11 protein-coding genes and 1 tRNA gene are annotated in these 12,370 nt (G+C 58.4%); 11 read left to right on the forward strand and 1 reads right to left on the reverse strand.

All coding sequences use genetic code 11. The annotated features are described in order from the left end of the window. Window positions 1-9 precede the first annotated feature (9 nt). A tRNA-Ser gene (locus PMX70_RS05490) sits at window positions 10-100 on the forward strand. A gap of 316 nt (window positions 101-416) precedes the next feature. Here PMX70_RS05490 and PMX70_RS05495 read toward each other — a convergent pair. Continuing rightward, complete coding sequence (locus PMX70_RS05495; protein ID WP_271743114.1) at window positions 417-1,757, reverse strand: D-alanyl-D-alanine carboxypeptidase family protein; 1,341 nt, start codon at window positions 1,755-1,757, stop codon at window positions 417-419. A 197-nt stretch (window positions 1,758-1,954) separates the two neighbouring features. On the opposite strand from PMX70_RS05495, the gene PMX70_RS05500 reads away from it, so the two are divergent. The 10 genes from PMX70_RS05500 (at window position 1,955) to htpG (ending at window position 12,143) form a co-directional block, all read left to right on the forward strand. Then, the gene (locus PMX70_RS05500; protein ID WP_117745652.1) at window positions 1,955-2,650 is read left to right on the forward strand and encodes a response regulator transcription factor; all 696 of its coding nucleotides are present in this window, start codon (window positions 1,955-1,957) and stop codon (window positions 2,648-2,650) included. 26 nt (window positions 2,651-2,676) lie between these two features. Next, on the forward strand, window positions 2,677-3,915 hold the full coding sequence (locus PMX70_RS05505) for a sensor histidine kinase (RefSeq protein WP_271739832.1): 1,239 nt from the start codon (window positions 2,677-2,679) through the stop codon (window positions 3,913-3,915). A 103-nt stretch (window positions 3,916-4,018) separates the two neighbouring features. Further along, window positions 4,019-4,894: a phosphate ABC transporter ATP-binding protein PstB gene (gene pstB / locus PMX70_RS05510; RefSeq protein ID WP_215694906.1), complete on the forward strand. Its 876-nt coding sequence runs from the start codon at window positions 4,019-4,021 to the stop codon at window positions 4,892-4,894. 64 nt (window positions 4,895-4,958) lie between these two features. Continuing rightward, window positions 4,959-5,687: a response regulator transcription factor gene (locus tag PMX70_RS05515; RefSeq protein WP_271739831.1), complete on the forward strand. Its 729-nt coding sequence runs from the start codon at window positions 4,959-4,961 to the stop codon at window positions 5,685-5,687. Between the two features lie 3 nt (window positions 5,688-5,690). Continuing rightward, window positions 5,691-7,115: a sensor histidine kinase gene (locus PMX70_RS05520; RefSeq protein WP_271739830.1), complete on the forward strand. Its 1,425-nt coding sequence runs from the start codon at window positions 5,691-5,693 to the stop codon at window positions 7,113-7,115. Between the two features lie 196 nt (window positions 7,116-7,311). Beyond that, the gene (locus PMX70_RS05525; protein ID WP_022094058.1) at window positions 7,312-7,968 is read left to right on the forward strand and encodes a YveK family protein; all 657 of its coding nucleotides are present in this window, start codon (window positions 7,312-7,314) and stop codon (window positions 7,966-7,968) included. A gap of 2 nt (window positions 7,969-7,970) precedes the next feature. Beyond that, window positions 7,971-8,708 (forward strand): CpsD/CapB family tyrosine-protein kinase, encoded by a 738-nt coding sequence (locus PMX70_RS05530; protein WP_055285949.1) that lies wholly within the window; start codon window positions 7,971-7,973, stop codon window positions 8,706-8,708. A gap of 17 nt (window positions 8,709-8,725) precedes the next feature. Next, window positions 8,726-9,376, forward strand: coding sequence for a tyrosine-protein phosphatase (locus PMX70_RS05535; RefSeq protein WP_022094060.1), 651 nt, complete (start codon window positions 8,726-8,728; stop codon window positions 9,374-9,376). Between the two features lie 39 nt (window positions 9,377-9,415). Beyond that, on the forward strand, window positions 9,416-9,916 hold the full coding sequence (locus PMX70_RS05540; RefSeq protein WP_271739829.1) for a GNAT family N-acetyltransferase: 501 nt from the start codon (window positions 9,416-9,418) through the stop codon (window positions 9,914-9,916). 202 nt (window positions 9,917-10,118) lie between these two features. Next, complete coding sequence (gene htpG / locus PMX70_RS05545; protein WP_271739828.1) at window positions 10,119-12,143, forward strand: molecular chaperone HtpG; 2,025 nt, start codon at window positions 10,119-10,121, stop codon at window positions 12,141-12,143. The last annotated feature ends 227 nt before the right edge of the window (window positions 12,144-12,370 follow it).

Genomic DNA, 12,370 nt, shown 5'->3' on the forward strand with positions numbered 1-12,370 from the left:
GGCTGTTACGGAGAGCTGACCGAGAGGCCGAAGGTGCTCGCCTGCTAAGCGAGTATGCCCCAAAAGGGCATCTGGGGTTCGAATCCCCAGCTCTCCGCCAGTACGAATTTGAAGAAGGGTCCCATTTGGGGCCCTTTTTATTATCAAGAATGGCGGCTGGGGATTCGAACCCGAGAGGGCACGGGCTACAAACGCGAAAGCGTTTGTAGCCCGTGGGCGAAAAGCCGCCAGGCTTTGAAGCCGGAGGGCATGCGCAGCATGCCCGGACATCCCCAGCTCTCCGCCAGTACGAATTTGAAGAAGGGTCCCATTTGGGGCCCTTTTTATTATCAAGAATGGCGGCTGGGGATTCGAACCTCAAAAAAAGAGGCATCCTTTCGGACGCCTCCCTTCAGTGGGCTTATTATTCTTGCGCACTACACCTCGGGCGCCTTGGCGACGGTCTCGCTTTCTGCCGTGAGTGGGCGGTTGTCGATGCGGCGGCCCAGGCGGTCGAGCTTCACAAGGAGCCACTCAATGGGATTCGGCCCTGCGCCTTCCTCGTCAGCAACCAGGTCCATGACGGCGATCTTGGTGCCGTCTTGCTTGAGCGTAACGCTGCCCACCTTGTCGCCCACATGCACCGTGCCCGAAAGATCGTCGTAGCTAACCTTTTCGGTCACCTCGCCGGCAAGGGAAAACACGGTCGCTTGCGCCGTGGGGTCGGCGAGCGTGGCGTCGATCGTCTTGTCCGTCCAATCTGTCTGGCTAATGCGTGCCATAAGCGGGTTGTCGTTGGCGGTCTTTTCCTGCGTGTTGGCGATCGCGACCGTCACCTTGTGACCGTAGTACCAATTGGCAAGGGTTGCGGTATCGGTAAAGCGCTGGTCGGTGGTAGTGGAGTTCAAAACGACGGTGTAGATCTCGTCGCCATCGCGGTTGTAGGCACTCGTAAAGCAATAGCCTGCATCGTCGGTGGTGCCGGTCTTGCCACCGATGTTGCCATCTTGGCCCAGCAAATAGTTATGCGTGTCCATGGAATGCGAATGGTCGGTGCCGTTGGCGCCCGTGACCTCGATCCAGGAATCCTCGCTCGCTACGACCTCGCGGATCGTGTCGTTTTTCATGGCCTCCTGCATCATCAGCGCTACGTCATGTGCGGTTGAGTGCATATCGCCAGCCCACTCATCAAAGTCCAGACCATGCGGGTTTTCAAAAAGCGTACCGGTACAGCCGAGCTTCTTAGCGCGCTCGTTCATGGCCTTCACAAATGTGGCCTCGGCGTCTTTGGTCTTAGGGTCGATCTTCTTGCCCACATATTCGGCGAGCACGATGGCGGCGTCGTTGCCCGAGGGAATCATCAGGCCGCGCAGCGCCTGCTCCACGGTAAGCTTGTCGCCTTCGAGCAAGCCGGCGGTCGAATTGCCCACGGTGGCTGCGGCGTTGCTCACCGTGACCTTCTCGTCCATCTTGCAATTCTCGACGGTTAGGATTGCGGTCATGACCTTGGTGATCGAGGCGATTTTGACCTGCTCATCGGCGCCGCGCCCATAGTAGACGGTGCCGTCTTTGCCCATGACGAGGGCATTGGTCGCATCGATATCGGGCAGGTTTTCGGCCGTGATGCCGCGCGCATCGGCGGTTTTGCCGCAAACATTGTCGGTCGTGAGCACTTGGGCGCCGGCGACGGTGGGCGCGCCAGCGGCAAGAGCGATAGCGCAGACAAAGCCGGCGGCAAGCTGGGCTGAGCGCTTTGCAAAAGAGGTGAGGGACTTCACAGATTTCGCTTTCGACGGGATGGTCTCTTCTGGAACTAGAGTATATCGTTTGCCGGCGTCGGCGATCATCGCGTGCGTGTGTGGCCCACATCCGCGCCCGAACGGGCACAAGGGTGCTTAAGGTCGACTTAATCACCCACGCTTGTTGTGTGTGGCGTGCGTCGCCTCGGGCATAATGGAGCGCGAGAGGAGCACGCATGAACGAGCACATTTTGGTAGTTGATGACGAGAAGGCCATCGCCGACTTGGTTGGTATCTACCTTACAAAAGAGGGCTTTGATGTCCAGATTGCCTATAGCGGGGCCGATGCTGCCAAGGCAATCTTGGAGCAGGAGTTCGATTTGGCGCTGCTGGATGTCATGCTGCCCGATATCGATGGATTTGAGCTGCTGCGTACGATCCGTTCCAGCCATACCTATCCTGTGATCATGCTGACGGCGCGCGATGCCCAGCAAGACAAGATCGAGGGCCTTTCGCTTGGTGCGGACGATTACGTGGTTAAGCCGTTCCGCCCGCTGGAGCTCATCGCGCGTGTGCACGCTCAGCTTCGCCGCTACACCAGCTACGGTAGCCGTGCGCAGGCGGCCGAGTCGCCGACCATTCAGCTCGACGGCTTGGAGATCAACCGCGATGCTCGTTCCGTAACGGTGGACGGTTCACCGGTACGCCTCACACCCACCGAGTATTCAATCTTGCTGTATCTGGTCGAGCATCGCGGCAGCGTGGTGGCCGTGGAGGACCTGTTCCGCGCGGTATGGAACGAGGACTTTATGCCCGGCTCCAACAATACGGTGATGGTGCACATTCGCCACTTGCGCGAAAAGATCGGCGACGACGCACAAAAGCCGCGCTTTATCAAAAACGTCTGGGGCGTCGGCTACATCATCGAATAACGCTTTTCGCTTGTGAGGATCTTGATATGACAAAAGACGATAGGCAAGCGTTCGAGGTGCCCGATCGACTCATTGAATACGTGAGGTCAGTCGTCGACAACCGCGCGCTTGCAACGGTGCTGCTCTTTTTGCTGAGCCTGCTGCTGATTGGCATCGATAACATCGCTGGAATCTTGGCGGTGCTGCTTGTTGGCTTTTTGCTGATCGATCGATTTGAGATCGTGTGCCGCTGCGTGGTGATTGGCGGCGCCGCGTGGGCCATGACGTTGGCGATTGGCGCCATGGCGCTCGGCGGCATCGAAGGGCCGGTGTTGTTCGATGCCGGCTTTGTATTCAACATGCTTGGCTTTGTGCTGGCGCTTGCCGCGTGCGTGCTGTTCTTGTGCGGCCGCGCCCTGTGCTACCAGGGCTACGAGCAGGGCGAGCAGCATGCCGATTGTGTGCTGGCTGCTCGTATTCAAGATCGCCTGATCGATCACCCCGACACCTGGGACAACATCGACGGCGACTTCTTGGAGGTCGAGGGCGCCCTTAACCGCGTGCGTGACCGTGAGCGCAAGGTGCAACAGGCCTTGCGTGACGAATCTCATCGCAAGGACGATCTGGTCACGTACTTGGCACATGACCTACGCACCCCGCTTGCCAGTGTGGTGGGCTATCTTTCGCTGCTGCAAGAGGCTCCCGAGCTGCCGGTTGAGCAACGTGCGCACTTTACGGGCGTGGCTCTCGACAAAGCGCACCGGCTCGATGCGCTCATCGAAGAGTTCTTCGATATCACGCGCTTTGACTTCCACGATATCGTGCTCACGCGCGGCTATGTTGATCTGGGGTTGCTGCTGGCTCAGGTGGCTGACGAGTTCTATCCCATCCTCAACGAGCAGCATAAGGAAGCCCAAGTTGATATTCGCGAGGACCTGACGGTGCTCGTGGATGGCGACAAGATGGCTCGCGTGTTCAACAACATCATGAAAAACGCTATTGCCTATAGCTATGAGGGCTCGACCATCACGATCGAGGCCAGACGCCGGGACGGCGGTGGCGTGCGCGTGCGCTTTATCAATCAGGGCGATCCCATCCCTGAGGCAAAGCTCAAGGTGATCTTTGAGAAGTTCTATCGCCTGGATGCGGCGCGTGCGACCAATCGCGGCGGCGCTGGACTGGGGCTTGCCATCGCCAAGGAGATCGTATGCGCGCACGGCGGTACCGTTGCATGTGAATCGACGCCCGAACACACGATATTCACCATCGAGCTGCCCGCCGCATAGCCAGTGTGCCCTTACAAACACTTGACAATGCGCTCACGTGCATATGAGCCGCGATTCCTACTATCGATACTGCTGAATTGATATCGATGTGGAGGTATGCGGTATGACGGCTGCTGCGGCTGTGGAGCCCACGGAGCTTGAAGAACTCATGAAAGCGCAGGCCGAGGCCGCGCGCGAGCGCGAGGTTGGGGATGCGACTCGCCCCACGGCAGAGGATCTTGCCGCCTCGCCGACGCGTATCGATGTCGAGGGCCTCGACCTGTTCTATGGCGACCACCATGCGCTCAAGGACGTGAATATCAAGATCCGCGACAAGCAGATCACCTCGTTCATCGGGCCTTCGGGCTGCGGAAAGTCCACGTTGCTGCGCTGCTTTAACCGCATGAACGACGGCATCAAGGATTGCCGCATCGAGGGCAAGATTGCGCTCGATGGTCAAGATATCCTGGGCGACTACGACATCTGCCGCCTTCGCCAGCGCGTGGGCATGGTGTTCCAGCGCCCCAACCCGTTTCCCATGAGCATCTACGACAACGTCGCGTATGGTCCGCGCGGTATGGGTGTGCGCGATCGCGCTGCGCTGGATGAGCTGGTCGAGGACTCCCTTCGTCGCGCTGCGCTATGGGATGAGGTCAAGGACAAGCTCAAAGAGTCGGGTCTGGGTCTTTCGGGCGGCCAGCAGCAGCGTCTGTGCATCGCCCGCGCACTTGCCGTGCAGCCCGACATTCTGCTGATGGACGAGCCGACCTCGGCACTCGACCCTGTGTCGACGCTGGTGGTGGAGCAGCTGGCCTGCGAGCTCAAAGAGACCTGCACGCTCGTGGTCGTTACGCACAATATGCAGCAGGCGGCGCGTATCTCCGATTCGGTCGCATTCTTTTTGCTGGGTGAGCTGGTGGAGCACGCGCCCACCGCGCAACTCTTCAAGAATCCGACCGATCCGCGCACGGCGGATTATTTGACGGGGCGTTTTGGCTGATACCATCTAGTGAAGGTACCTTTAGGGTTAAGATGCGGTCATGCCGGCCGCAAAGGGGTTCAACATGATCTATTACGTCGAGGACGATGACAACATCAGGGATCTGACGGTCTACGCGCTGCGCAAGCAGGGAATCGAGGCCGAGGGCTTTTCGTGCGATGGCGAGTTTAAGGCCGCCGTGGCGCGACGGGTACCCGATGCTGTCCTGCTCGACATCATGCTGCCCGATACCGATGGCTTGGCGATTATGCGTCGCCTGCGTGCCGACCGTCTGACGGCGACGGTGCCCATCATGATGCTTACCGCCAAGGACACCGAGCTCGACAAGGTGATGGCGCTCGATGGCGGTGCCGACGATTACCTGACTAAGCCGTTTTCGCTCATGGAGCTCGCCAGTCGCTGCCGCGCACTGTTGCGTCGCGGCGGTATGGTCAAACAGGCAAGCGATGTGCTCAGCGTGGGCGACATTGTGCTCTCGCCCAGCCATCGCGAGGTGACCGTTGCCGGCGAGTCGCTTAAGCTCACCCTGCGCGAGTTCGACCTGCTCGAGTACCTCATGCGCAAGCCCGGCGTGGTCTTTACCCGCGAGTCGTTGCTGCAGAGCGTGTGGGGCTGGGACTTCGACGGCGGTTCGCGCACCGTTGACGTGCACGTGCAGACGCTTCGCCAAAAACTGGGCGAGCATGCCGGCGCCATCGAGACCGTGCGCGGCGTGGGCTACCGCTTGGCCGAGCCTTCTGCCGGTGATGGTGCCGAAGGTGACGACACCGCGGCCACCGCATCGGAGGAGTAACCCGTGGTCTTCGCCCCCCAGGGAAAACATACGCTGTCGCACCGCGTTTTTGTGACGATCTTTGTCTGCGCCATGGCGGTTATCGTGGCGTTTACGGTGCTGGGTGCGTTCTTTGTGCAAAACACCTTGGCGGATGCCACGAGTGCCAACCTGGCGCAGGAAACCGAGCTCATTGCTGCCGCCCTCGATGAGCAGCAGGAGCCCATCCCGTTCTTGCGTAGCCTCGATCGCGAGGACTTGCGCATCACGCTGATTAACAAGGATGGATCGGTTGCCTACGACAACGAGGCGTCGCCTTCCACACTGCCCAACCATGGCGATCGCCCCGAGGTCATCGAGGCCTTTGAGAGTGGTTTGGGTTCCGCGGAGCGCGCAAGCTCTACGCTCGACGAGATTATGCTGTATCGCGCCGTCGCCCTTGATAACGGCCAGGTTGTCCGCTTGGCGCAGGCCCAGCCTGGCGTTGCGGCGATTTTGCTGTCGATGGTGGCGCCGATGCTGCTTATCGCAGCAGCGGGTGCGGTACTCTCGTTTTTTATGGCGCGCCGCGAGTCCCGTGCCATCATCGCGCCGTTGCAAGAGGTGGATTTGGACCACCCACGCCGTAGCTATGAGCACGCCTATGCCGAGATGGTCCCCATGCTTGAGCGTATCGAGTCGCAGCGCCAGGAACTCAAGCGCCAAATGGCGGTGCTGGCGGACAACGACCGTATGCGCCGCGAGTTCACGGCGAATATCACCCATGAGCTCAAGACGCCGCTTACGGCGATTTCGGGCTATGCCGAGCTCATCGCAAGCGGCATGGTCGAGGGCGAGGACGACCTGCGCAACTTTGGCGGTCGCATCTATCGTGAGGCAGGCCGCTTGGCGGCGCTCGTCAACGACATCCTTACGCTGTCTAACTTGGACGAGGCCGAGCGTGCAACTGAGGGCGAGGCGGTGCCCATTGGGTCCACGGAGCCTATTGAGCTCTCGCGTGCCATCTACGCGGTTGAGCAGCGTCTTGAACAGGTCGCCCGTCAGGCGAATGTGACGATAAGTCATGAGACCAAGCCTGTGGTCATCGAAGGCGTGTCGCGCTTGATCGACGAGCTCATCTATAATCTGGCAAGCAACGCCATCCGCTACAATCGGCCCGGCGGTACGGTTACGCTGCAGTGCGGCACCAACGACGAAGGCCATCCGTTCCTCGCGGTCGCCGACACGGGAATCGGTATCGCGCCTGAAGAACAGGGCAAGGTATTTGAGCGGTTCTATCGCGTGGACAAGAGTAGGTCCAAGGCACGCGGCGGAACCGGCCTGGGGCTTGCCATTGTCAAGCATGCGGCCCTGTATCATCACGCCACGCTCGATTTGTCGAGCGCGTTGGGCGTGGGAACCACCATTACGGTGACGTTTCCCATACAGCAGGACGAGCCATTCGCATAGCGATACAACATAGATATTGATGCAGACGCCGCATTTGACTTTCGGGTGCGGCGTTGTTGTGCAATTTTACGATTGCTTCCGACATTTTTACAGGAGAGCCTGTTTCTTATGTATAGAGTTTGGTCTCGGTAAAAAGATGCGATAATATACGGACAGTTTTGTCAATTCCGAACTGGGGAAATGAAAGGCAAGCTGCATGACCCTTCTCGAACTGTTCCAGCTGCTGAAGAAGCACCTTCAGCTGGTCATCACCCTTCCGGTGGTCTGCGCGATCGCCATGGGCATCGTGTCCTTCGTTGCGATGGACAACACCTATACCGCGACGACGAGCATGTACATTCTCGCCAAGACCGACGATAGCGGCCAGATGAGCTACAACGATCTCTCGGCGAGTCAGATGCTTTCCAACGATATCGCCACGCTGCTGGATAGCGATAGCGTTAAGAGCGGCGCAGCCAATGAACTGGGCCTCACCGATCTGGATGACTACAAGGTGTCTGTTTCCTCCGAGACCACCACGCGTGTCATTACGCTTTCGGTTACCGGCACCGATGCCAAGGAGACGGCTAAGGTCGCAAAGGCCATGGCCAGCTCGGTGAGTACGGTCGCTCAGAACGTCGGCGCTGCCCAGAGCATCAACGTTATCGACGAGGCTAAGACCCCCGAAGCTCCCAGCGGTCCCAAGCGTATGCTGTACGTTGCTGTCGCGTTCCTCGCGGGCATCTTTATCGCAGTTGCCTATGTCGTTTTGGCAGACATGCTCAACACCCGCATCCGCGGTGCAGAAGAGGCAGAAGAGCTCCTGGGTATTCCCGTTGTTGGCCGAATTCCGGCTATGAAAGGTGGTAAATAGGCATGGCTAAGGCAAAGAACACCGATAAGCTCGTTGTACAGAATGCCGCCAAGACCCTTCTGGCCAACATCCGCTTTGCGAGTGTGGACGACCCCATTCGCACCATCACCGTTACCTCCTCGATTCCCAACGAGGGCAAGTCTACGGTTTCCATTAACCTTGCTCAGGCAATCGCCACGAGCGGCAAGTCCGTGCTCCTGGTCGAGGCCGATATGCGCCGCAGGTCCCTTTCCGATATGCTCGGCGTTCGTTCGCGCGGCGGACTCTATGCGGTTCTTTCCGAGCAGATCTCCATTGACCAGGCAATTGTCGAGACGGGTCAGAAGAACTTCTACTTCCTCGATGCCGAGCCGCATATTCCCAATCCTGCCGACATCATCGTCTCTCACCGCTTTGCCAAGCTGGTAAAGGCACTGTCCGCCAAGTTCCAGTACGTCATCTTTGATGCTCCCCCGGTCGGCACTTTCATCGATGCTGCCGAGATCGCAAGTCTGACCGACGGTGCGCTTTTTGTCGTGCGTGAGGATTTCACCAAGCGCGAGGAGGCGCTCAACGCCATCGGTCAGCTTAAGAAGTCCGAGAAGGTCAAGCTCATCGGTACCGTTATGAACTACTGCGAGACCGAGACCAGCGAGTACTACTACTCCTACTACACCAAGGACGGTAAGAAGGTGAAGAAGGGCTCGGACGATCAGGGGACTTCCAAAAAGGGCATCTTCACCAACCGAGCAAACGTTTAGTTGATTAAGGCTGACCTATGCGTGACATTCATTGCCATATCTTGCCGGGTGTAGACGACGGCGCCGCCGATCTCGATGAGAGCTTGGCGATGCTCGAGGCTGCCAAGCGGGCCGGTGTAACCAGAATCGTTTGCACTCCTCACTGCCGTGATCCCTATTTTGATTACGACAAGATGTGGGATGCCTTTGAGCTGCTGCGTGATAACGCTGACGGTTTTCCGCTCCAGATGGGCTTCGAGGTCAACCATCGAAAGCTTGTTGAGCTTGGTATCGATGCTGCGGAGCACTTGCATTTCGATGGAACCAACGAGTTTCTGCTCGAGCTTTCGACGCATGCCGATGCGTATGCGTTTAGAGAGTACGAGAACACGATTTACGATTTGCAGTGCCGTGGTTACCAGGTGATTATCGCTCATCCTGAGCGCTATCGTGCGGTTCAAAAGGATGTAAGCGTGGCGGAGCGCCTGGTCGATATGGGCTGCAAGCTGCAGGCTTCGGCGGACTTTATTGCCGGCGGTCGCTTTGGTCGCGAGAAAAAGCCGGCACAGCGCCTGTTCGATCAGAACCTGTACAGCTTCATCGCGAGCGATGCCCATAACGTGGGTCATTACGACTGCCTGGCGAAGGCTCGCGCGAAGTTTAGCGTGCGTGGAGCCCATTTTCGCTAAAATCTGTCCCTAACGTTCGCATTGAATGAAGGGGCAGCCATGGATATCCAACTTAAGACGGGATGCTTTGATGACGCGGCGCTGGTGCGCCGCGTCGTTTTTATGGACGAGCAGGGCTACGAGAATGAGTTCGACGCTATCGACGAGGATCCGAACTGCATTCATGTGACGCTCTATGCAGACGGCGAGCTTGCCGGTTGCTCGCGCGTGTTTCCCGAAGAGCTTGAGCGCGTGGCTGACGCAGAGGCCCCGGTGTTGCCGGCATGCGACATGGACGAAGGCGTTGCGGCGGGGGAGACCTACATTATGGGGCGCGTCGCCGTGCTGCCGGCTATGCGTCGTCGCGGACTGGCGAGTGCGATCGTCGAGGCCAGTGCTTCGTGTGCACGCGATGCCGGCGCTAAGCTTATTAAGCTGCATGCGCAGGAATACGTGTTGCCGCTCTATGCAAAGGCGGGCTACACGCAAATCGCCCCGGTAGATTACGAAGACGAGGGCCAGCCCCATGTCTGGATGGCCAAGCGCGTAGATGGCAGATAGGGACGTTCCTTTTCTGCCGGCAGTTGGGGACGCTCCTTGGCAATTGGCGCATCGGAGCGCTTAGACATACAGTTTTTCGATTCCGTATGTATATATGCGCGCTAATGGGTTATAAAATCTAAGTCTGAACATAGCAGGTCTGCGATTCGGCTCGGGCGACCGGGCCGTTTTTGCGGACGGGGGTAGCGCGAAAGGACTGCACATGCGTCAATTTAAGACCGAGAGCAAAAAACTGCTCGACCTCATGATCAACTCCATCTACACCAATAAGGAAATCTTCCTGCGCGAGCTTATCTCTAACGCGAGCGACGCCGTCGACAAGCTCAACTTTAAGAGTCTGCAGGACCCGAGCGTCAAGATCGACCAGGGCGACCTGGCCATTCGCGTCTCCTTTGATAAAGACGCCCGCACCATTACCATCTCGGATAACGGCATTGGCATGACCGCCGAGGAGCTCGAGCGCAACCTAGGCACTATCGCTCATTCCGGCTCCGAGGAGTTTAAGACCGAGAACGCCGAGCAGCAGGGTTCGGATGTCGACATCATCGGCCAGTTTGGCGTGGGCTTCTACTCGGCTTTTATGGTCGCCAGCCATGTGAAGGTCGTCAGCCGCGCCTACGGCGAGGATGTCGCCCATGTGTGGGAATCCGACGGTCTTGAGGGCTACACCATCGAGGACGGCGAGCGCGCCGAGCACGGTACCGATGTCATCCTGACGCTGCGCGAGAACGAGAAGCTCGACGCCGACGGCGAGGCCGAGACCTACGATCGCTTCCTGACCGAGTGGGGCCTCAAGAGCCTGATTCAGCAGTACAGCAACTATGTGCGCTACCCGATTCAGATGATGGTGTCCAAGAGCCGCCAGAAACCCAAGCCCGAGGACGCCGGCGACGATTACAAGCCCGAGTACGAGGACTACCAGGAGCTTGAGACCGTCAACTCCATGACGCCGATCTGGAAAAAGCGCAGCTCCGATGTCGAGCAGAAGGACTACGACGAGTTCTACAAGTCCACGTTCCACGACTTTGACGATCCGGCGCGCACCATCAGCTTCCACGCCGAGGGTACGCTCGAGTACGACGCACTGCTGTTTGTGCCAGGTCGCGCGCCGTTCGATCTGTACAGCAAAGATTACGAGAAGGGCCTGTCGCTCTACAGCTCCAACGTCCTGATTATGGAGAAGTGCGACGACCTGCTGCCCGACTACTACAACTTTGTCCGCGGCGTCGTGGATTCCGCCGACGTGTCGCTCAACATCTCGCGCGAGACGCTGCAGCAGAACCGTCAGCTCAAGGCCATCGCCAAGCGTGTGGAAAAGAAGATTACCGCCGACCTTGAGGATATGCGCGACAACGACCGCGAGGCCTACGAGAAGTTCTTTGAGAACTTTGGCCGCGGCCTTAAGTACGGCATCTACTCGAGCTATGGCATGAAGGCCGATGAGCTTGCCGACCTGCTGCTGTTCTGGTCTGCCAAGGAACAGAAGATGATTACCCTGGCCGAGTATGCCAAGGGCATGCCCGAGGATCAGAAGGCCATCTACTACGCCGCCGGCGATTCGCGTGAGCGCTTGGCCAAGATGCCCGTGGTAAAGGGCGTGCTCGACCGCGGCTATGACGTGCTGCTGCTGACGCAGGATGTGGATGAGTTCACGTTCCAGGCTATGCGTGAGTACGTTGCCGCCGATATGCCCAAGATCTACGAGGACGATGCTGCCCGCGAGGCTGCCGAGAAGGCTGTGGCCGACGGTGCCGAGCTCGAGGTCGAGGATCGTCATCTGGAGCTCAAGAACGTCGCGACCGGTGATCTTGACCTGGCGACCGAGGATGAGAAGAAGGAGGCCGAGGACGCCACCAAGGAGAACGAGGACCTCTTTAGCGCTATGAAGGAGGCACTCGGTGACAAGGTCGAGAAAGTTGCCGTCTCCGCGCGCCTGACCGATGCCCCCGCTTGCATCACCACCGAGGGTCCGCTTTCGCTTGAGATGGAGAAGGTACTCCAGAAGGGACCCGAGGGCGCGCCCGACGGCATGCCCAAGAGCCAGCGCGTGCTCGAGCTCAACGCCAAGCACCCGGTCTTTGACAAGCTTGTCGCTGCCCAGAAGGCAGGCGACGCCGACAAGATCAAGCAGTACTCTGGTCTGCTCTACGATCAGGCCCTGCTGGTCGAGGGTATCCTCCCCGAGGACCCCGTTGCCTTCGCGGCGGCTGTTTGCAACTTGATGTAGTTCGGGGATACGGCACCGTAACTAGATTAGAACGAGAGTGGATAATCTCCCACTTTTGGCTCGAATGCGGGCTTGAAGTGGGAGATTTTCCACTCTCGTTTCCTTTTGAATGATCCCTTCGTCCCCAAGGGATCATTTATTTGTGCGGGTTGTGGTTTTGTGACCTGCTGAAATTTAGGATACTGTACATCTGTACGTTAACTCATCTTCGTAGTATATTGCTACCC

This window comes from Collinsella aerofaciens (genome assembly GCF_028206795.1).
Lineage (GTDB): Bacteria > Actinomycetota > Coriobacteriia > Coriobacteriales > Coriobacteriaceae > Collinsella > Collinsella aerofaciens_AX.

Bases quoted from the DNA above. Each gene is read 5' to 3' on its own strand.
- PMX70_RS05500 (WP_117745652.1), top strand. From the start codon at position 1,955: ATGAACGAGCACATTTTGGTAGTTGATGACGAGAAGGCCATCGCCGAC.
- PMX70_RS05505 (WP_271739832.1), top strand. From the start codon at position 2,677: ATGACAAAAGACGATAGGCAAGCGTTCGAGGTGCCCGATCGACTCATT.
- pstB (WP_215694906.1), top strand. From the start codon at position 4,019: ATGACGGCTGCTGCGGCTGTGGAGCCCACGGAGCTTGAAGAACTCATG.
- PMX70_RS05515 (WP_271739831.1), top strand. From the start codon at position 4,959: ATGATCTATTACGTCGAGGACGATGACAACATCAGGGATCTGACGGTC.
- PMX70_RS05525 (WP_022094058.1), top strand. From the start codon at position 7,312: ATGACCCTTCTCGAACTGTTCCAGCTGCTGAAGAAGCACCTTCAGCTG.
- PMX70_RS05530 (WP_055285949.1), top strand. From the start codon at position 7,971: ATGGCTAAGGCAAAGAACACCGATAAGCTCGTTGTACAGAATGCCGCC.
- PMX70_RS05535 (WP_022094060.1), top strand. From the start codon at position 8,726: ATGCGTGACATTCATTGCCATATCTTGCCGGGTGTAGACGACGGCGCC.
- PMX70_RS05540 (WP_271739829.1), top strand. From the start codon at position 9,416: ATGGATATCCAACTTAAGACGGGATGCTTTGATGACGCGGCGCTGGTG.
- htpG (WP_271739828.1), top strand. From the start codon at position 10,119: ATGCGTCAATTTAAGACCGAGAGCAAAAAACTGCTCGACCTCATGATC.